Here is a 21,007-nt window from a genome sequence, read left to right as displayed (position 1 = left end):
TTTCTGCTTTTATTGCCCATTCCCGCATTCCGTTTGCTAATTGCCTGGCTCATAACGAGCGGTTAAGGTATCCATCACTCTGCACATTATAAGATGGGTTTACCCTGTCAGAAGACGGCGCGGAAATGAATTCTGTTGACCGTCTATAACAAAAGCCTGGAGGCAAAGCATGGAGATGTTGTCTGGCGCGGAAATGGTCGTCCGATCGCTTATCGATCAGGGCGTGAAGCAAGTGTTCGGCTATCCTGGAGGTGCGGTTCTTGATATTTATGACGCGCTGCACACGGTAGGCGGTATTGATCATGTTCTGGTTCGTCATGAACAGGCTGCTGTGCATATGGCTGACGGCCTGGCCCGCGCCACGGGCGAGGTGGGTGTTGTGCTCGTCACTTCCGGACCGGGGGCGACCAATGCCATTACCGGCATTGCGACTGCGTATATGGACTCCATTCCCCTGGTCATTCTCTCCGGACAGGTGGCGACGTCACTGATTGGCTATGATGCGTTTCAGGAATGCGACATGGTGGGGATCTCACGCCCCGTGGTGAAGCACAGCTTTCTGGTTAAACAAACGGAAGACATCCCGGGCGTACTGAAAAAAGCCTTCTGGCTGGCCGCCAGCGGTCGTCCTGGGCCAGTGGTTGTCGATCTGCCAAAAGATATTCTCAATCCCGCGAATAAACTGCCTTACCTGTGGCCTGAGTCGGTGAGCATGCGTTCATATAATCCGACGACGCAGGGGCACAAAGGCCAGATTAAGCGTGCGCTGCAAACGCTGCTGGCTGCGAAAAAGCCCGTAGTCTATGTGGGGGGCGGCGCCGTCAATGCAGCCTGTGAAACGCAACTACGCGAACTGATTGAGAAGCTGAATCTTCCTGTCGCGTCATCGCTGATGGGGCTGGGGGCATTCCCGGCTACCCACCGTCAGGCGCTGGGCATGCTGGGTATGCACGGCACCTATGAAGCCAATATGACGATGCACCATTCTGATGTGATTTTTGCCGTCGGCGTGCGTTTTGACGATCGCACCACCAATAATCTGGCGAAATACTGTCCGCATGCGACGGTGCTGCACATTGATATCGATCCGACTTCAATCTCTAAAACGGTGCCGGCGGATGTGCCGATCGTGGGGGACGCACGACAGGTGCTGGATCAAATGTTGGATCTGCTGACGCAGGAGACCGCGTCTCAACCGCTGGACGAGATCCGCGACTGGTGGCAGCAAATCGAACAGTGGCGTGGCCGTCAGTGCCTTAAGTACGACACACAGAGTGAGAACATCAAGCCGCAGGCGGTGATCGAGACGATCTGGCGTCTGACCAATGGCGATGCGTATGTCACTTCTGACGTGGGCCAACATCAGATGTTCGCTGCGCTGTATTACCCGTTTGATAAACCGCGTCGCTGGATCAACTCTGGCGGGCTCGGCACGATGGGCTTTGGTCTGCCCGCCGCGCTGGGGGTGAAGCTGGCGTTGCCAAACGAAACGGTGATCTGCGTGACGGGTGATGGCAGCATACAGATGAATATTCAGGAGCTTTCTACTGCGCTGCAATATGAGTTGCCAGTGCTGGTGCTGAACCTGAATAACGGTTACCTCGGTATGGTAAAGCAGTGGCAGGATATGATTTATTCTGGCCGTCACTCTCAGTCTTATATGAAGTCACTTCCGGACTTTGTCCGCCTGGCTGAAGCCTATGGTCATATTGGCATGCGGGTAACCGATCCGTCAGAGCTGGAAGCGAAGCTCGGCGAAGCGCTTGAGCACGTTAAAAACAATCGCCTCGTCTTCATGGACGTCATCGTCGACGGCACAGAGCACGTTTATCCGATGCATATCCGTGGCGGCGGTATGGATGAAATGTGGTTAAGCAAAACGGAGAGAACCTGATATGCGCCGGATATTATCTGTATTACTGGAAAATGAGTCGGGCGCACTGTCACGCGTCATTGGGCTTTTTGCGCAGCGCGGCTATAACATTGAAAGCCTGACCGTTGCGCCGACCGATGACCCAACGCTCTCCCGCATGACGATCCAGACTGTCGGCGATGCGAAAGTGCTTGAGCAGATCGAAAAACAGTTGCACAAACTGGTGGACGTGTTGCGCGTCAGCGAGCTGGGGCAGGGGGCTTACGTCGAACGTGAAGTGATGCTGGTGAAAATTCAGGCCAGCGGTTACGGTCGTGAAGAGGTCAAGCGCAACACGGATATCTTCCGTGGGCAGATCATCGACGTCACGCCTTCTATATATACTGTGCAGCTTGCCGGAACGAGCGATAAGCTGGATGCGTTCCTGGCCTCCGTCAGGGATGTAGCAAAAATTGTTGAAGTTGCGCGCTCTGGCGTTGTTGGCCTCTCGCGCGGCGATAAAATCATGCGTTAGTTGCGCAAAAGGTTCGCCTCTTTCAGCCCGGTAGCCAAAGCCGGGCTTTTTTTTGCGTAATCCACCGACAACGCGGACAAAAGCGGTTGCCGTGAAAGCTATTCTGCGTTTAGATGTTAAAATATTTAACCATAACCTTGACAGGGCCATGGACTTTTTTCTTTTTTTGAGGGGCAATTGTGAAACTGGATGAAATCGCCCGGCTCGCCGGCGTGTCGAGAACCACGGCCAGCTATGTGATTAACGGTAAAGCAAAGCAGTATCGTGTCAGCGATAAGACCGTTGAGAAAGTGATGGCAGTCGTTCGTGAGCATAATTACCATCCGAATGCTGTCGCCGCAGGTTTACGTGCCGGGCGCACCCGCTCGATTGGCCTGGTGATCCCGGACCTGGAAAATACCAGCTATACCCGCATCGCCAACTATCTGGAACGTCAGGCTCGTCAGCGGGGCTATCAGCTGTTGATTGCCTGCTCCGAGGATCAGCCTGACAACGAGATGCGCTGCATTGAGCATCTGCTGCAACGTCAGGTTGACGCCATCATCGTGTCGACCTCTTTACCACCAGAGCATCCTTTCTATCAGCGCTGGGCAAACGATCCGTTCCCGATTGTGGCGCTGGATCGTGCGCTGGATCGTGAACATTTCACCAGTGTCGTAGGTGCCGATCAGGACGATGCAGAAATGCTGGCTGCCGAGCTGCGTACCTTCCCGGCTGAAACGGTGCTGTATCTTGGCGCTTTGCCTGAACTTTCCGTAAGCTTCCTGCGTGAACAAGGGTTCCGTACGGCATGGAAAGACGATCCGCGTGACGTTCATTATCTGTATGCCAACAGCTATGAGCGTGAAGCGGCTGCCCAGCTGTTCGAGAAATGGCTGGAAACGCACCCGATGCCGCAGGCGTTGTTTACCACCTCGTTTGCCCTGTTGCAGGGGGTGATGGATGTGACGTTACGTCGCGATGGCAAACTGCCATCCGATCTGGCGATTGCGACCTTCGGCGATAACGAACTGCTCGACTTCCTGCAATGTCCGGTGCTGGCCGTGGCCCAGCGTCACCGCGACGTCGCCGAGCGCGTGCTTGAGATTGTTCTGGCAAGCCTGGATGAACCCCGCAAACCGAAACCCGGACTTACGCGTATCAAACGTAATCTCTATCGGCGCGGAATTTTGAGCCGCCATTAATATTTCCACAGGGGCGGTAAAACTGCCCCTTTTGAAGCGCATTTATTGCGGGAAATAATTCACGGATAAAAATTAGGATTTATCTCTAAGATTCATAGCCTGCTATTATTCTGAGTCCATTTTGATGTTAAAAAGTGCAATTATAATTTTTAACGGGCATTCCTTGTATTGTTTTGTTACAAACAGGTGCCAGCCGATGAATATTCAGCCATTTTTTACTCCCCCCTTCAGACCTCAACGCACACGAACGAATCCATCTGGCTTTGAGGTTAATCTGGCGCTGTTATCCCCCGGCGATATGCCTTAAAATGCTGCCCGCGTCGCAAACTGACACTTTATATTTCCCTGCGATGATATTGAGTGAGTCTTAACGCTCGTGTGCATATTCTGTTTTTTTCTTACAAATATTCATAACGTTAATTTTGCCTCGCCAGTTGTGTAGTAATTAGCCAGGTCACGCTTGCTCTGTAAATACGGTGCTTTCGCGCCGGTATAGAGAGAGACCTGGCTTGACAAGCTTTTCCCTCGCTCCGTAAACTCCTTCAGGTGGGAATTTGTGGGTTAAAGTGGTGAGGAGGGGTGAGACTGGTATGTTCCGTGGAGCAACGTTAGTCAATCTCGACAGCAAAGGGCGTTTATCGGTACCAACCCGATACCGCGACCAGCTGATTGAGAACGCTTCGGGTCAACTGGTTTGCACCATTGACATCAACTCCCCCTGCCTGCTGCTTTACCCTTTGCCTGAATGGGAAATCATTGAGCAAAAGCTGTCGCGACTGTCGAGCATGAACCCGCAGGAACGCCGCGTACAGCGGCTGTTATTGGGACATGCCAGTGAATGTCAGATGGATAGCGCCGGGCGATTATTGATTGCGCCTGTGTTGCGGCAACATGCCGGTCTGACTAAAGAAGTGATGCTGGTCGGACAGTTCAACAAGTTTGAACTGTGGGACGAAACGACCTGGTATCAACAGGTCAAGGAAGATATCGACGCTGAGCAGTCTGATTCCGAAACATTATCGGAACGGCTGCGGGACTTGTCTCTATAAATATGATGGAAAATTATAAACATACAACGGTGCTGCTGGATGAGGCCGTTAACGGCCTGAATATTCGTCCAGACGGCATCTATATTGATGGCACTTTTGGTCGCGGTGGTCACTCGCGTTTGATCCTCTCTCAGCTTGGAGCGGAAGGACGCCTGCTGGCAATTGACCGCGATCCGCAGGCGATTGCCGTTGCGCAAACCATCGATGATCCTCGCTTTTCCATCGTGCATGGACCTTTCTCTGCGCTTGCGGATTATGTCTCTGAGCGCGGCCTGACCGGCAAGATCGACGGGATTCTCCTCGATCTTGGCGTCTCTTCACCACAGCTTGATGATGCAGAACGCGGTTTTTCCTTTATGCGTGATGGACCGCTGGATATGCGTATGGACCCCACTCGCGGCCAGTCTGCCGCTGAATGGTTACAAACTGCTGACGAAGCGGATATTGCCTGGGTAATCAAAACCTTCGGCGAAGAACGCTTTGGCAAACGTATTGCCCGCGCCATCGTGGAGCGCAACCGCGTTGAGCCAATGACCCGTACCAAAGAGCTGGCAGAAGTCATCGCGGCGGCAACGCCGGTAAAGGACAAGCACAAACATCCTGCGACCCGTACCTTCCAGGCGGTTCGTATCTGGGTAAACAGTGAACTGGAGGAAATAGAGCTGGCGCTAAAAAGCTCGCTCGACGTGCTGGCCCCGGGTGGGCGGTTATCCATCATCAGTTTCCATTCGCTGGAAGATCGCATCGTAAAACGCTTTATGCGTGAACAGAGCCGCGGTCCGCAGGTTCCAGCTGGGCTGCCGATGACGGAAGAACAACTCAGAAAGCTGGGCGGCCGTCAGTTGCGAGCATTAGGCAAGTTGATGCCGGGCGAAGAAGAGGTGGCAGAGAATCCACGTGCCCGTAGTTCAGTGCTGCGTATTGCAGAGAGGACGAACGCATGATCAGCAGAGTGACAGAGACCCTAAGCAAAGTTAAGGGATCGTTAGGAAGCAACGAGCGCCATGCCTTGCCTGGCGTGATCGGCGACGATCTTTTGCGGTTTGGGAAGCTGCCACTCTGCTTGTTCATTTGCATCATTGTGACGGCAGTCATGGTGGTCACCACCGCTCACCATACCCGTTTATTAACTGCGCAGCGCGAACAGATGGTACTGGAACGCGATGCGCTGGATATTGAATGGCGAAATCTGATCCTTGAAGAAAACGCGCTCGGCGATCACAGCCGGGTTGAACGGATCGCAACGGAAAAACTGCAATTACAGCATGTTGATCCTTCGCAGGAAAATATCGTAGTACAAAAATAAGGGAAAACGCGACGCATGAAAGCAGCGGCAAAAACGCTAAAACCAAAACGCCAGGAAGAACAGGCCAACTTTGTCAGTTGGCGTTTTGCGTTGCTTTGCGGCTGCATTTTACTGGCGCTGGGTTTCCTGCTGGGACGCGTGGCGTGGCTACAAATCATCGCGCCTGACATGCTGGTGCGTCAGGGGGATATGCGTTCTCTGCGCGTGCAGGAAGTTTCTACCTCTCGTGGGATGATCACCGACCGCTCCGGCCGCCCGCTGGCGGTGAGCGTGCCGGTGAAGGCGATCTGGGCCGATCCGAAAGAGCTGCACGACGCAGGCGGGATCACCCTTGATAACCGCTGGAAGGCGCTCTCAGACGCGTTGAAAATGCCGCTGGATCAGCTGGCGTCACGCGTTAACGCCAACCCGAAAGGGCGCTTCATCTATCTTGCTCGTCAGGTGAACCCTGACATGGCTGACTACATTAAGAAACTGAAGCTGCCGGGCATTCATCTGCGGGAAGAATCCCGCCGTTACTATCCTTCCGGCGAAGTCACCGCGCACCTGATTGGCTTTACCAACGTGGATAGCCAGGGGATTGAGGGCGTTGAAAAAAGCTTCGACAAGTGGCTTACCGGCCAGCCTGGCGAGCGAATCGTGCGTAAAGACCGCTATGGTCGCGTCATTGAAGACATTTCCTCGACAGACAGCCAGGCCGCGCACAACCTGGCCCTGAGTATTGATGAACGCTTGCAGGCGCTGGTCTATCGTGAACTGAACAACGCCGTCGCGTTTAACAAGGCGGAATCGGGCAGCGCCGTGCTGGTGGATGTGGCGACAGGTGAAGTGCTGGCGATGGCCAGTAGCCCCTCATACAACCCGAATAATTTTGCCGGTACAGCAAAAGATGCAATGCGTAACCGCTCCATCACCGATGTGTTTGAACCCGGTTCGACCGTAAAACCCATGGTGGTGATGACGGCTCTACAGCGAGGCATCGTCAACGAAAATACCGTTCTGAATACGATCCCTTATCGAATTAACGGTCACGAAATCAAAGACGTGGCACGTTATAGCGAACTGACCCTGACCGGGGTCTTGCAGAAGTCGAGTAACGTCGGTGTGTCAAAACTGGCGTTAGCGATGCCGTCCTCAGCGTTAGTAGATACTTACTCACGTTTTGGGCTGGGAAAGGCGACCAATTTGGGGTTGGTCGGAGAACGCAGTGGCTTATATCCTCAAAAACAACGGTGGTCTGACATAGAGAGGGCCACCTTCTCTTTCGGCTACGGGCTAATGGTAACTCCCTTACAGTTAGCGCGAGTCTACGCAACGATTGGCAGCTATGGCATTTATCGTCCGCTGTCGATCACCAAAGTTGATCCACCGGTTCCGGGGGAACGTGTTTTCCCGGAATCTATCGTTCGTACCGTCGTGCATATGATGGAAAGCGTCGCGTTACCTGGCGGTGGCGGCGTGAAGGCCGCAATTAAGGGCTATCGTATCGCCATTAAAACTGGTACAGCGAAAAAAGTGGGGCCGGACGGCCGCTATATCAACAAATACATTGCCTATACCGCAGGCGTAGCGCCTGCAAGCAATCCGCGTTTTGCACTGGTGGTCGTCATCAACGATCCGCAGGCGGGTAAATACTACGGCGGCGCCGTCTCCGCGCCTGTGTTCGGGGCTATTATGGGCGGCGTGTTGCGCACCATGAACATTGAACCGGATGCGCTGGCGGCGGGCGAAAAAAGTGAATTTGTAATTAATCAAGGCGAGGGAACAGGTGGCAGATCGTAATTTGCGCGACCTTCTTGCTCCGTGGGTGCCTATGCTACCTGCGCGAGCACTGCGAGAGATGGTACTGGACAGCCGCGTAGCGGCTTCTGGCGATCTTTTTGTGGCAGTGGTGGGTCATCAGGCGGACGGGCGTCGTTATATCCCGCAGGCGATTGCGCAAGGTGTTGCTGCCATTATTGCTGAGGCCAAAGATGAGGCAACAGACGGTGAGATCCGTGAAATGCACGGCGTGCCGGTCATCTATCTCAGCCAGCTGAATGAGCGTCTCTCCGCGCTGGCAGGACGTTTTTACAACGAACCTTCCGACCAGTTACAGCTGGTTGGCGTGACAGGAACCAACGGAAAAACCACCACCACTCAGCTGATGGCGCAGTGGGCGCAGCTGCTGGGCGAAACCGGTGCCGTCATGGGCACGGTGGGGAACGGTCTTCTGGGCAAAGTAAGCCCGACGGAAAACACTACAGGCTCGGCGGTTGACGTGCAGCGTGTGCTGGCGGGCCTCGCTGAGCAGGGGGCGACCTTCGCTGCGATGGAAGTCTCTTCCCATGGTCTGGTACAACATCGCGTGGCGGCCCTGAAATTTGCTGCCTCTGTCTTTACTAACCTGAGCCGCGATCACCTTGATTATCATGGTGATATGGAGCACTACGAAGCGGCGAAATGGCTGCTTTATTCCACTCACCACCACGGGCAGGCGATCATTAACGCCGACGACGAAGTCGGTCGCCGCTGGCTGGAAAAACTGCCAGATGCGGTGGCGGTGTCGATGGAAGATCGCATTAATCCGAACTGCCGCGGCCGCTGGCTGAAGGCGGTCGAAGTGAACTACCACGATAGCGGGGCGACGATCCGCTTTGCTTCCACCTGGGGCGAAGGTGAAATTGAAAGCCGCCTGATGGGGGCCTTTAACGTCAGTAACCTGCTGCTGGCGCTGGCGACGCTGCTGGCGCTGGGTTACCCGATGGCGGATCTGCTGAAAACGGCTGAGCGTTTGCAACCGGTCTGTGGCCGCATGGAAGTGTTTAGCGCGCCGGGCAAGCCGACGGTGGTTGTGGATTACGCCCACACGCCGGATGCGCTGGAAAAAGCGCTGGAAGCGGCGCGTCTGCACTGCGCTGGCAAGCTCTGGTGCGTGTTTGGCTGCGGTGGCGATCGCGACAAGGGCAAACGTCCGCTGATGGGCGCCATCGCTGAGCAGTTCGCGGATATTCCCGTGGTAACCGATGACAACCCGCGTACCGAAGAGCCGCGGGCCATTATCAACGACATTCTGGCGGGCATGCTGGATGCGGGACGTGCGCGCGTGGTCGAAGGCCGTGCGGAGGCCGTGACTAACGCCATTATGCAGGCGCAGGAGAACGATGTGGTTCTGCTGGCCGGTAAAGGTCATGAAGATTATCAGATTGTCGGCAATCGTCGTCTGGATTACTCCGACCGCGTGACGGCAGCGCGTCTGCTGGGAGTGGTGGCATGATTAGCATTACGTTAAGCCAGGCCGCTGCGGTATTGCAGGGGGTGCTGCATGGTCAGGATCTGACCATCGAGGCTGTAACCACCGACACCCGTAAGGTGACGGCGGGCTGCCTGTTTGTGGCGCTGAAGGGTGAACGTTTTGACGCCCACGATTTTGCGCAACAGGCTAAAGATAACGGCGCGGGCGCGCTGCTGGTCAGTCGTAAGCTCGATATCGATTTGCCGCAGATTGTGGTGAAAGATACGCGCCTGGCGTTTGGCGAGCTGGCGGCATGGGTTCGCCAGCAGGTGCCAACACGCGTCGTGGCACTGACGGGCTCGTCGGGCAAAACCTCCGTTAAAGAGATGACCGCGGCGATCCTTAGCCAGTGCGGTAACACGCTTTATACGGCGGGCAACCTTAATAATGACATCGGTGTGCCGATGACGCTGCTGCGCCTGACCCACGAGCATGAATATGCGGTGATTGAGTTAGGGGCTAACCATCAGGGCGAAATCGCCTGGACCGTGAGCCTGACCCGTCCGGAAGCGGCGCTGGTGAATAACCTGGCGGCGGCACATCTTGAAGGTTTTGGTTCTCTGGCCGGTGTGGCGAAAGCGAAAGGTGAAATTTATACCGGCCTGCCGGATGACGGCATCGCCATTATGAACGCCGATAACAACGACTGGCTGAACTGGCAGAGCATCATTGGTTCACGTAAAACCTGGCGCTTCTCACCGAATGCGGCAAACAGTGATTTTTCGGCGACCAACATTCATGTGACGTCACACGGCACCGAGTTCACCCTCACAACCCCAACGGGCGACATCGACGTGCTGCTGCCCCTGCCGGGTCGTCATAACATCGCCAATGCGCTTGCTGCGGCAGCGCTCTCAATGGCGGTAGGTGCCTCACACGCGGCGATCAAAGCAGGTCTGGCAAATTTAAAAGCCGTGCCGGGGCGTCTGTTCCCGATCCAGCTGGCTGAAAACAAACTCCTGTTGGATGACTCCTACAACGCTAACGTTGGCTCAATGACGGCGGCCGTACAGGTCTTGTCTGAAATGCCGGGCTATCGCGTGATGGTTGTGGGCGATATGGCCGAGCTGGGTGATGAAAGCGAAGCCTGCCATGTTCAGGTGGGTGAAGCGGCGAAAGCCGCCGGGCTTGACCGCGTATTGAGCGCAGGCCCGCTGAGCAAGGCCATTGCCGATGCCAGTGAAGTTGGCGAACATTTTGCCGATAAATCTGCACTGATCGAACGCCTGAAGGCATTGATTACAGAAAAACAGATTGTGACTGTTTTAGTTAAAGGTTCACGTAGTGCCGCCATGGAAGAGGTTGTGCACGCATTACAGGAGAACGGGACATGTTAGTTTGGCTGGCCGAACATTTGGTCAAATATTACTCAGGCTTTAACGTCTTTTCCTATCTGACGTTTCGTGCCATCGTCAGCCTGCTGACTGCGCTGTTCATCTCGCTGTGGATGGGCCCGCGCATGATTGCCCGTCTGCAAAAACTCTCTTTCGGCCAGGTTGTGCGCAACGACGGTCCGGAATCGCACTTCAGCAAGCGGGGTACGCCGACCATGGGCGGGATCATGATCCTGACCGCGATTGTGGTGTCCGTGCTGCTGTGGGCGTATCCGTCTAACCCCTACGTCTGGTGCGTGCTGACCGTTCTGGTTGGCTACGGGATCATCGGTTTTGTTGATGACTACCGCAAAGTCGTACGCAAAGACACCAAAGGTTTGATCGCCCGCTGGAAGTATTTCTGGATGTCGGTGATTGCGCTGGGCGTGGCCTTTGCCCTTTACCTGGCAGGAAAAGACACCCCGGCTACCGAGCTGGTGGTGCCGTTCTTCAAAGACGTGATGCCGCAGCTGGGGCTGTTCTACATTTTGCTGGCTTACTTTGTGATCGTCGGTACCGGCAACGCCGTCAACCTGACCGATGGTCTGGATGGCCTGGCCATCATGCCAACCGTGTTTGTCGCGGGCGGTTTCGCGCTGGTAGCCTGGGCGACCGGTAACATGAACTTTGCAAATTACCTGCACATTCCGTACCTGCGACACGCGGGGGAACTGGTTATCGTCTGTACGGCGATTGTCGGGGCGGGGCTGGGCTTCCTGTGGTTCAACACCTATCCGGCGCAGGTCTTTATGGGCGACGTCGGTTCACTGGCGCTGGGCGGCGCACTGGGTATTATCGCCGTGCTGCTGCGTCAGGAGTTCCTGCTGGTAATCATGGGCGGTGTGTTTGTGGTTGAGACGCTGTCGGTGATTTTGCAGGTCGGTTCCTTCAAGCTGCGCGGTCAGCGCATCTTCCGTATGGCACCGATTCACCACCACTATGAACTGAAAGGCTGGCCGGAGCCGCGCGTCATTGTGCGCTTCTGGATTATTTCGCTGATGCTGGTGCTGATTGGCCTGGCAACGCTGAAGGTACGTTAATCATGGCAGATTACCAGGGCAAAAAAGTCGTTATCATCGGGTTGGGTCTCACCGGCCTCTCCTGCGTGGACTTTTTCCTTGCGCGTGGCGTGACGCCGCGCGTGATGGATACGCGCGTCTCTCCGCCGGGTCTGGACAAGCTGCCGGAGCAGGTTGAACGCCACCTGGGTGGTCTGAATGATGAGTGGCTGCTGGCCGCCGATCTGATTGTTGCCAGCCCCGGTATGGCGCTGGCGCATCCTTCCCTGAGCGCCGCCGCGGATGCAGGCGTTGAGATTGTCGGCGATATCGAACTGTTCTGCCGGGAGGCGCAGGCGCCGATCGTCGCCATTACCGGTTCGAACGGTAAAAGCACCGTCACCACGCTGGTGGGGGAAATGGCGAAGGCGGCGGGCAAAAATGTCGGCGTGGGCGGTAACATTGGTCTGCCCGCTCTGATGCTGCTTGATAAAGAGTGCGAGCTGTTCGTCCTTGAGCTTTCCAGCTTCCAGCTGGAAACCACTTCAAGCCTGCATGCGGCGGCGGCGACGATCTTAAACGTCACCGAAGATCATATGGACAGATACCCGTTCGGCTTGCAGCAATACCGTGCGGCCAAACTGCGCGTTTATGAAAATGCCAAAGTTTGCGTGGTGAATGCCGATGATGCACTCACCATGCCGGTGCGCGGCGCAGACGATCGCTGCATTAGCTTTGGTATTAATATGGGTGACTATCACCTTAACCGTCAGCAGGGCGAAACCTGGCTGCGGGTGAAAGGTGAGAAGGTGCTGAACGTGAAAGAGATGATGCTCTCCGGCCAGCATAACTACACCAATGCCCTGGCGGCGCTGGCGCTGGCGGATGCCGTTGGCCTGCCGCGATCTTCAAGCCTGAAGGCGCTGACCACCTTTACCGGCCTGGCGCACCGGTTCCAGCTTGCGCTGGAGCACAACGGCGTACGCTGGATTAACGATTCCAAAGCGACCAACGTGGGTAGCACCGAGGCGGCACTGAACGGTCTGCACGTTGATGGCACGCTGCACCTGCTGCTGGGCGGCGACGGTAAATCGGCTGACTTCTCCTCGCTGAAGCAGTACCTCAACGGTGATAACGTGCGCCTGTATTGCTTTGGCCGCGATGGTAGCGAGCTGGCGGCGTTGCGTCCTGAGGTCGCCGAGCAAACCGAGACCATGGAGCAGGCGATGCGTCTTATTGCCCCACGCGTGAAGCCCGGCGATATGGTGCTGCTCTCACCAGCCTGTGCCAGCCTCGATCAATTCAAGAATTTCGAACAGCGGGGTGATGTCTTTACCCGCCTGGCGAAGGAGTTAGGCTGATGCGTTTATCTCTCCCTCGCCTGAAAATGCCGCGCCTGCCAGGATTTGGTATCCTGGTATGGCTGTTTACGGCGCTGAAAGGCTGGGTGATGGCTTCACGGGATAAAGATTCCGACAGCCTGATTATGTACGACCGCACGCTGTTCTGGCTCACGCTGGGGCTGGCAGCGATCGGCTTTATTATGGTCACCTCGGCGTCAATGCCTGTCGGACAGCGTCTGGCAAACGACCCCTTCCTGTTTGCCAAGCGTGACGGGCTTTACATCATTCTCGCGTTCTGCCTGGCGCTGATCACCTTACGCCTGCCAATGTCGTTCTGGCAGCGGCACAGTACGGCCATGCTCATCGCCTCAATCATCATGCTGTTGATCGTGCTGGTTGTCGGGAGCTCCGTTAACGGGGCATCACGCTGGATTGCCTTTGGCCCACTGCGTATTCAGCCGGCGGAGTTCACCAAACTGTCGTTGTTCTGCTACCTGGCTAACTACCTGGTGCGTAAAGTTGACGAAGTCCGTAACAACCTTCGCGGCTTCTTAAAACCGATGGGCGTGATTCTGGTCCTCGCGATCCTGCTGCTGGCGCAGCCCGACCTCGGTACGGTAGTCGTACTGTTTGTCACTACGCTGGCGATGCTGTTCCTGGCGGGCGCAAAACTGTGGCAGTTCATTGCCATCATCGGGATGGGGATTTCGGCGGTGGTGCTGCTGATCCTCGCCGAACCCTACCGTATCCGCCGTGTGACCTCGTTCTGGAACCCATGGGAAGATCCGTTCGGCAGCGGTTACCAGCTGACGCAGTCGCTGATGGCGTTTGGCCGCGGCGAAGTCTGGGGCCAAGGCCTGGGCAACTCGGTGCAAAAACTGGAGTATTTACCGGAGGCGCACACCGACTTCATCTTCTCCATTATTGGGGAAGAACTGGGTTATATCGGTGTGGTATTGGCGCTATTAATGGTATTCTTCGTCGCTTTCCGCGCCATGTCGATTGGCCGGAAAGCGCTGGAGATCGATCACCGCTTCTCCGGTTTCCTGGCCTGCTCAATTGGTATCTGGTTTAGCTTCCAGGCACTGGTAAACGTTGGGGCGGCAGCGGGTATGTTGCCGACTAAAGGTCTGACGTTACCGTTGATCAGTTATGGTGGTTCGAGTCTGTTGATCATGTCGACGGCCATCATGTTTTTGTTACGCATAGATTATGAAACGCGTCTGGAGAAAGCTCAGGCGTTTACACGAGGTTCACGATGAATCAACCTAAGCGGTTAATGGTGATGGCAGGCGGTACCGGTGGACACGTGTTCCCGGGGCTGGCGGTTGCGCACCATTTAATGGAACAGGGCTGGCAGGTACGCTGGCTGGGAACCGCAGACCGCATGGAAGCCGACCTGGTACCTAAGCACGGTATCGAGATCGACTTTATTCGTATTTCCGGCCTTCGTGGCAAAGGGATCAAGGCGCTGCTGCTGGCGCCGGTGCGCATTTTCAATGCCTGGCGTCAGGCGCGCGCCATCATGAAGCGCTTTAAGCCTGACGTCGTTCTGGGCATGGGCGGTTACGTTTCCGGCCCTGGCGGACTGGCGGCGTGGTCATTAGGGATCCCCGTTGTTCTGCATGAGCAGAACGGTATTGCCGGTTTGACCAACAAATGGCTGGCAAAAATCGCCACCAAAGTTATGCAGGCCTTCCCCGGGGCATTCCCGAAAGCGGATGTCGTAGGGAATCCGGTACGTGTGGACGTGCTGGCGCTGGCGCTGCCAGATACGCGTCTGGCGGGTCGTGAAGGGCCGGTGCGGGTGCTGGTCGTCGGCGGTTCCCAGGGCGCGCGTATTTTAAATCAGACGATGCCGCAGGTTGCGGCAAAACTGGGTGATGCAGTGACCATCTGGCACCAGAGCGGGAAGGGCGCTCAGCAGACCGTTGAGCAGGCCTACGCGCAGGAAGGTCAGCCGCAGCATAAAGTAACTGAATTTATCGATGATATGGCCGCAGCCTATGCATGGGCCGATGTCGTGGTCTGTCGCTCGGGCGCGCTGACGGTGAGCGAAATCGCCGCCGCCGGTTTACCGGCGCTGTTTGTGCCGTTCCAGCACAAAGACCGACAGCAGTACTGGAATGCACTGCCGCTTGAAAAAGCGGGTGCCGCGAAGATTTTTGAGCAGCCACAATTTACCGCTGATGCGGTCGCCACTACCCTGGCGGGCTGGAACCGGGATGTATTACTGGAGATGGCGCAACGCGCACGCGCGACCGCTATCCCGGATGCAACGGAACGGGTGGCAAAAGAAGTGAGCCTGGCAGCCAAGGCATAATTCTCGCAGCGCGTGTTGCGCTGCACGATTTTTTTGAAGTAGTCGATGGCGTTTAGAGAATGAATACACAACAACTGGCAAAACTGCGTTCTATCGTGCCCGAGATGCGTCGCGTCCGGCACATTCACTTTGTCGGCATCGGTGGTGCTGGCATGGGCGGTATTGCCGAAGTGTTAGCTAACGAAGGCTATCAGATCAGCGGGTCTGACCTGGCGCCAAACCCTGTTACGCAGCAGCTGGCGTCGCTGGGGGCGACTATCTATTTCAATCATCGCCCGGAAAACGTGAGCGATGCGAGCGTGGTTGTGGTGTCCAGCGCTATCTCCGCGGATAACCCGGAAATCGTTGCGGCGCATGAGGCGCGCATTCCGGTGATCCGTCGCGCGGAAATGCTGGCGGAACTGATGCGTTTCCGTCACGGCATTGCGGTGGCCGGCACGCACGGTAAAACCACCACAACAGCGATGGTCTCCAGCATTTATGCGGAAGCGGGTCTCGACCCGACGTTCGTTAACGGTGGTCTGGTGAAAGCCGCTGGCGTGCATGCGCGTCTGGGCCATAGCCGTTATCTGATTGCGGAAGCGGATGAGAGCGACGCGTCGTTCCTGCATCTACAGCCGATGGTGGCGATCGTCACCAACATCGAAGCTGACCATATGGACACTTACCAGGGTGACTTCGAGAACTTAAAGCAGACCTTTATTAACTTCCTGCACAACCTGCCGTTCTATGGCCGTGCGGTGATGTGCGTGGACGATCCGGTTATTCGCGAACTGCTGCCGCGCGTCGGGCGTCAAATTACGACCTACGGCTTCAGCGAAGACGCGGATGTACGCGTAGAAGATTACAAGCAGATCGGTGCGCAGGGGCATTTCACCCTCGCGCGTCAGGATAAAGACCTGCTGCATGTCACCCTGAACGCGCCGGGACGTCACAACGCCCTGAATGCGGCGGCGGCGGTGGCTGTTGCGACAGAAGAAGGCATTGACGATGAAGCGATCCTGCGTGCACTGGAGAGCTTCCAGGGGACGGGCCGTCGTTTCGACTTCCTCGGTGAATTCCCACTGGAGCCGGTAAACGGTAAGCCAGGGTCTGCGATGCTGGTGGATGATTACGGTCACCATCCGACGGAAGTGGACGCAACCATCAAAGCGGCACGTGCGGGTTGGCCGGAAAAGAATCTGGTCATGATCTTCCAGCCGCACCGTTACACGCGTACCCGCGATCTGTATGACGATTTTGCCAACGTCCTTTCTCAGGTTGATACCCTGCTGATGCTGGATGTTTATGCTGCGGGTGAAACGCCGATTCCGGGTGCGGACAGTCGTTCTTTATGTCGTACCATCCGTGGACGCGGTAAAGTGGATCCTATTCTGGTTCCCGACCCGGCGCAGGTGGCTGAAATGCTTGCCCCGGTCCTGACGGGTAACGATCTGATCCTGATTCAGGGCGCGGGAAATATCGGCAAAATCGCCCGTACCTTAGCTGAAATCAAACTGAAGCCGCAAACTCAGGAGGACGAGCGTCATGGCTGATAAGATTGCTGTCCTGTTTGGCGGCACTTCCGCCGAACGCGAGGTTTCTCTGAATTCGGGCGCTGCCGTGCTGGCGGGCCTGCGTGAAGGTGGCGTGGACGCGCATCCGGTTGATCCGAAAGAGGTGGACGTCACGCAGCTGAAAGCGATGGGCTTCGATAAAGCCTTCATCGCGTTGCACGGCCGCGGTGGTGAAGACGGCACGTTGCAGGGGCTGCTGGAGCTGATCGGTATACCGTACACCGGCAGCGGCGTGATGGCATCCGCCATCTCCATGGATAAACTGCGCAGCAAACTGCTGTGGCAGGGCGCGGGCCTGCCCGTTGCGCCATGGGTTGCACTGACGCGTCGTGAATATGAATTGGGTCTGTCGGACAGCGTTAATACACGCATTGCGGCACTGGGCTTACCGGTTATTGTTAAGCCGAGCCGTGAAGGGTCGAGCGTGGGAATGTCCAAAGTTGATAAAGCTGTAGATTTGGCTGACGCTTTAGCACTGGCATTTCAACATGATGAAGAAGTTCTGATTGAAAAATGGCTTAGCGGGCCGGAATTTACCGTCGCGATGCTTGGCGAAGAAATTTTACCGTCAATTCGCATCCAACCCGCCGGAGTCTTCTATGATTATGAGGCGAAGTATCTCTCTGATGAGACGCAATATTTCTGCCCAGCGGGTCTTGAAGCAGAGCGTGAAGCCGAATTACAGTCTCTGGTGCTTAAAGCGTGGAATGTTCTGGGATGTCGTGGCTGGGGACGCATTGACGTAATGCTTGACGGTGACGGGCAATTTTATCTGCTGGAAGCAAACACGTCTCCGGGTATGACCAGCCATAGCCTTGTGCCGATGGCGGCGCGTCAGGCGGGAATGAGCTTCTCGCAATTAGTTGTACGTATTTTGGACCAGGCGGGCTGATATGTCTCAGGCTGCATTGAACACGCGCAACCGCGATGACGAAGAAGAATATTCCTCTTCGCGCCGGAGTAATGGAACGCGTCTTGCAGGGATCATCTTCCTGCTCGGGGTGCTGTGCACCGTGTTTATCAGCGGCTGGATGGTGCTGGGCTGGATGGAAGATGCGCAGCGGTTGCCGCTTTCAAAGCTGGTGGTGACCGGGGAGCGACACTACACGCGTAACGATGATATTCGCCAGTCGATTCTGGCGCTTGGGTCGCCTGGCACCTTTATGACGCAGGACGTCAACATTATTCAGAGTCAGATTGAACGTCTGCCGTGGATAAAACAGGCAAGTGTCAGAAAGCAATGGCCTGATGAATTGAAGATTCATCTGGTTGAATATGTGCCGATTGCGCGTTGGAATGATCAGCATATGGTTGATGTAGACGGAAATTCGTTCTGCGTCCCGAGCGATCGTGTCAACAAGCAGAATTTACCGATGTTGTATGGGCCGGAAGGCAGCGAAAACGAAGTATTGCAGGGTTTTCGTGAGATGGGGCAGGTGCTGGCTAAGGATCGCTTTACGTTAAAAGATGCTGCGATGACGGCGCGCCGTTCCTGGCAGTTGACCTTAACGAATGGCATCAAGCTCAACCTTGGCCGCGGCGATACAATGAAACGTCTGGCGCGTTTTGTAGAACTTTACCCGGTTTTACAGCAGCAGGCGCAGACGGATGGCAAACGGATAAGCTACGTTGATTTGCGCTATGACTCAGGCGCAGCAGTCGGTTGGGAGCCGGCTCCGGTCGAGGAACCTAATCAGCAACAAAATCAGGCACAGGTACAGGCAGAACAACAATGATCAAGTCGACGGACAGAAAATTGGTAGTAGGACTGGAGATTGGCACCGCGAAGGTTGCCGCTTTGGTAGGGGAAGTTCTGCCCGACGGTATGGTCAATATCATTGGCGTGGGCAGCTGCCCCTCCCGTGGTATGGATAAAGGTGGGGTAAACGACCTTGAGTCGGTGGTGAAATGCGTTCAGCGCGCCATCGACCAGGCTGAATTGATGGCAGATTGCCAAATTTCCTCTGTCTATCTGGCCCTTTCTGGTAAGCATATCAGCTGCCAGAATGAAATCGGTATGGTGCCGATTTCCGAAGAAGAAGTGACGCAGGAAGACGTTGAGAACGTTGTCCACACGGCGAAATCCGTGCGTGTTCGCGACGAGCACCGTGTGCTGCATGTGATCCCGCAGGAATACGCGATCGACTACCAGGAAGGCATCAAGAATCCGGTCGGTCTGTCGGGCGTGCGTATGCAGGCAAAAGTGCACCTGATCACATGTCACAACGATATGGCGAAGAACATTGTAAAAGCCGTTGAACGTTGTGGCCTGAAAGTTGACCAACTCATTTTCGCCGGACTTGCCGCGAGCTATTCCGTGCTGACCGAAGACGAACGTGAACTGGGCGTCTGTGTGGTCGATATTGGTGGTGGTACAATGGACATGGCTGTCTATACCGGCGGTGCGTTACGCCACACCAAAGTGATCCCGTACGCAGGGAACGTCGTGACCAGCGATATTGCTTACGCTTTTGGTACGCCACCGAGCGATGCAGAGGCGATTAAAGTGCGCCATGGTTGCGCGCTGGGCTCTATCGTCGGCAAAGACGAGAGCGTTGAAGTGCCGAGCGTAGGCGGTCGACCGCCGCGCAGCCTGCAACGCCAGACGCTGGCAGAGGTAATTGAGCCGCGTTATACCGAGCTGCTCAACCTGGTCAACGAAGAGATTTTGCAGTTACAGGAACAGCTTCGCCAGCAGGGTGTGAAACATCATCTCGCGGCGGGGATTGTATTAACCGGCGGGGCAGCGCAAATTGAAGGTCTTGCGGCCTGCGCTCAGCGCGTGTTCCATACGCAGGTGCGTATCGGTGCGCCGCTGAATATCACCGGTTTAACGGATTATGCCCAGGAGCCGTACTATTCAACGGCGGTGGGCCTGCTGCACTACGGGAAAGAGTCCCATTTAAGTGGTGAGGCAGAGGTGGAAAAACGCGTCTCGGTGGGGTCGTGGGTCAAACGACTTAACACCTGGCTGCGAAAAGAATTTTAATTTTTTTAAGAGACCGGAGAGAATTAGCGGTCTCGGGCGACAGGCACAACGGAGAGAGAGATTATGTTTGAACCTATGGAATTAACCAACGACGCGGTGATTAAAGTCATCGGCGTCGGTGGCGGCGGCGGTAACGCCGTAGAGCACATGGTGCGCGAGCGCATCGAAGGTGTTGAATTCTTCGCGGTGAACACCGATGCGCAGGCGCTGCGTAAAACGGCTGTTGGCCAGACGATTCAGATCGGTGGTGGCATCACCAAAGGTCTGGGAGCAGGGGCTAACCCGGAAGTGGGCCGCAACGCGGCTGAAGAAGATCGTGAAGCGCTGCGCGCTGCACTTGACGGTGCAGACATGGTCTTCATCGCAGCGGGTATGGGCGGCGGTACAGGTACCGGTGCAGCACCCGTTGTGGCGGAAGTCGCTAAAGATTTAGGTATTCTGACCGTTGCTGTCGTGACCAAGCCTTTCAACTTTGAAGGTAAGAAGCGTATGGCTTTCGCGGAGCAGGGTATCACCGAGCTGTCCAAGCACGTGGACTCTCTGATTACCATTCCGAACGACAAGCTGCTGAAAGTGCTGGGTCGCGGTATCTCTCTGCTGGATGCCTTTGGCGCGGCAAACGACGTGCTGAAAGGCGCGGTTCAGGGTATCGCTGAATTGATTACCCGTCCTGGCCTGATGAACGTTGACTTTGCAGACGTTCGCACCGTGATGTCCGAGATGGGCTACGCGATGATGGGCTCTGGCGTGGCGAGCGGTGAAGACCGCGCGGAAGAAGCCGCTGAAATGGCGATCTCTTCTCCGCTGCTGGAAGATATCGATCTGTCTGGCGCGCGTGGCGTGCTGGTCAACATTACCGCTGGCTTTGACCTGCGTCTGGATGAGTTCGAAACCGTGGGTAACACCATCCGTGCATTCGCCTCTGACAACGCGACCGTCGTTATCGGTACGTCCCTTGATCCGGAAATGAACGACGAACTGCGTGTGACCGTTGTGGCCACCGGTATCGGTATGGACAAGCGTCCTGAGATCACCCTGGTAACCAACAAACAGACTCAGCAGCCGGTTATGGATCGTTACCAGCAGCATGGTATGGCGCCTCTTACTCAGGAGCAAAAACCGGCGGCGAAAGTGGTGAACGACCCGACTCCACAAACGGCAAAAGAGCCAGATTATCTGGATATCCCGGCGTTCCTGCGTAAGCAAGCTGACTAAGAATTGGCTG

At 55.8% G+C, this 21,007-nt stretch carries 18 protein-coding genes; all 18 read left to right on the top strand.

The genetic code is table 11. The features are described from left to right. The first annotated feature begins 169 nt into the window (after positions 1–169). The 18 genes from ilvI to ftsZ all read left to right on the top strand — a co-directional run bounded on the left by ilvI (position 170) and on the right by ftsZ (position 20,997). A complete protein-coding gene (gene ilvI / locus ACOTYB_RS00610) occupies positions 170–1,894 on the top strand; it encodes an acetolactate synthase 3 large subunit (protein WP_045336109.1) in 1,725 nt (574 codons plus the stop codon). Position 1,895: 1 nt separating this feature from the next. Continuing rightward, a complete protein-coding gene (gene ilvN / locus ACOTYB_RS00605; RefSeq protein ID WP_003856371.1) occupies positions 1,896–2,387 on the top strand; it encodes an acetolactate synthase small subunit in 492 nt (163 codons plus the stop codon). Positions 2,388–2,566: 179 nt separating this feature from the next. Then, positions 2,567–3,571: a catabolite repressor/activator gene (cra, locus tag ACOTYB_RS00600; protein ID WP_003856369.1), complete on the top strand. Its 1,005-nt coding sequence runs from the start codon at positions 2,567–2,569 to the stop codon at positions 3,569–3,571. A gap of 590 nt (positions 3,572–4,161) precedes the next feature. Then, complete coding sequence (gene mraZ, locus ACOTYB_RS00595) at positions 4,162–4,620, top strand: division/cell wall cluster transcriptional repressor MraZ (protein WP_003856368.1); 459 nt, start codon at positions 4,162–4,164, stop codon at positions 4,618–4,620. A gap of 2 nt (positions 4,621–4,622) precedes the next feature. Then, positions 4,623–5,564: a 16S rRNA (cytosine(1402)-N(4))-methyltransferase RsmH gene (rsmH, locus tag ACOTYB_RS00590; protein WP_063978725.1), complete on the top strand. Its 942-nt coding sequence runs from the start codon at positions 4,623–4,625 to the stop codon at positions 5,562–5,564. Continuing rightward, the gene (ftsL, locus tag ACOTYB_RS00585) at positions 5,561–5,926 is read left to right on the top strand and encodes a cell division protein FtsL (protein WP_003856363.1); all 366 of its coding nucleotides are present in this window, start codon (positions 5,561–5,563) and stop codon (positions 5,924–5,926) included. Before rsmH ends, ftsL begins: the two co-directional genes overlap by 4 nt. A 15-nt stretch (positions 5,927–5,941) precedes the next feature. Then, a complete protein-coding gene (locus ACOTYB_RS00580) occupies positions 5,942–7,708 on the top strand; it encodes a peptidoglycan glycosyltransferase FtsI (protein ID WP_409248719.1) in 1,767 nt (588 codons plus the stop codon). Next, on the top strand, positions 7,695–9,182 hold the full coding sequence (murE, locus tag ACOTYB_RS00575) for a UDP-N-acetylmuramoyl-L-alanyl-D-glutamate--2,6-diaminopimelate ligase (protein ID WP_022650392.1): 1,488 nt from the start codon (positions 7,695–7,697) through the stop codon (positions 9,180–9,182). The genes ACOTYB_RS00580 and murE overlap by 14 nt, the downstream gene beginning before the upstream one ends. Next, a complete protein-coding gene (murF, locus tag ACOTYB_RS00570; RefSeq protein WP_220153568.1) occupies positions 9,179–10,537 on the top strand; it encodes a UDP-N-acetylmuramoyl-tripeptide--D-alanyl-D-alanine ligase in 1,359 nt (452 codons plus the stop codon). Before murE ends, murF begins: the two co-directional genes overlap by 4 nt. Continuing rightward, a complete protein-coding gene (gene mraY, locus ACOTYB_RS00565) occupies positions 10,531–11,613 on the top strand; it encodes a phospho-N-acetylmuramoyl-pentapeptide-transferase (protein WP_003856353.1) in 1,083 nt (360 codons plus the stop codon). Before murF ends, mraY begins: the two co-directional genes overlap by 7 nt. A gap of 2 nt (positions 11,614–11,615) precedes the next feature. Beyond that, positions 11,616–12,932: a UDP-N-acetylmuramoyl-L-alanine--D-glutamate ligase gene (gene murD / locus ACOTYB_RS00560; RefSeq protein ID WP_220153569.1), complete on the top strand. Its 1,317-nt coding sequence runs from the start codon at positions 11,616–11,618 to the stop codon at positions 12,930–12,932. After that, a complete protein-coding gene (gene ftsW, locus ACOTYB_RS00555; protein WP_003856348.1) occupies positions 12,932–14,176 on the top strand; it encodes a cell division protein FtsW in 1,245 nt (414 codons plus the stop codon). Before murD ends, ftsW begins: the two co-directional genes overlap by 1 nt. Then, complete coding sequence (gene murG / locus ACOTYB_RS00550; protein WP_421765731.1) at positions 14,173–15,237, top strand: undecaprenyldiphospho-muramoylpentapeptide beta-N-acetylglucosaminyltransferase; 1,065 nt, start codon at positions 14,173–14,175, stop codon at positions 15,235–15,237. The genes ftsW and murG overlap by 4 nt, the downstream gene beginning before the upstream one ends. 59 nt (positions 15,238–15,296) lie before the next feature. Continuing rightward, entirely contained in the window at positions 15,297–16,772 is a 1,476-nt protein-coding gene (murC, locus tag ACOTYB_RS00545) for a UDP-N-acetylmuramate--L-alanine ligase (RefSeq protein WP_003856345.1), read from the top strand. Next, the gene (locus ACOTYB_RS00540; protein WP_003856344.1) at positions 16,765–17,685 is read left to right on the top strand and encodes a D-alanine--D-alanine ligase; all 921 of its coding nucleotides are present in this window, start codon (positions 16,765–16,767) and stop codon (positions 17,683–17,685) included. The genes murC and ACOTYB_RS00540 overlap by 8 nt, the downstream gene beginning before the upstream one ends. 1 nt (position 17,686) lies before the next feature. After that, positions 17,687–18,529 carry a cell division protein FtsQ gene (ftsQ, locus tag ACOTYB_RS00535; protein WP_409248720.1) on the top strand — a complete coding sequence of 281 codons (843 nt, stop codon included), beginning with the start codon at positions 17,687–17,689 and terminating at the stop codon, positions 18,527–18,529. Then, complete coding sequence (gene ftsA / locus ACOTYB_RS00530) at positions 18,526–19,782, top strand: cell division protein FtsA (RefSeq protein WP_003856340.1); 1,257 nt, start codon at positions 18,526–18,528, stop codon at positions 19,780–19,782. The genes ftsQ and ftsA overlap by 4 nt, the downstream gene beginning before the upstream one ends. 63 nt (positions 19,783–19,845) lie before the next feature. Next, positions 19,846–20,997: a cell division protein FtsZ gene (gene ftsZ / locus ACOTYB_RS00525; RefSeq protein ID WP_003856338.1), complete on the top strand. Its 1,152-nt coding sequence runs from the start codon at positions 19,846–19,848 to the stop codon at positions 20,995–20,997. Positions 20,998–21,007 lie beyond the last annotated feature (10 nt).

The organism is Enterobacter cloacae complex sp. IR5450 (assembly GCF_049238665.1).
In the GTDB taxonomy this organism is placed as follows: domain Bacteria; phylum Pseudomonadota; class Gammaproteobacteria; order Enterobacterales; family Enterobacteriaceae; genus Enterobacter; species Enterobacter hormaechei_C.
Note: the sequence above shows the minus strand (reverse complement) of the source record. Positions and strands in the feature narration are given on the sequence as shown.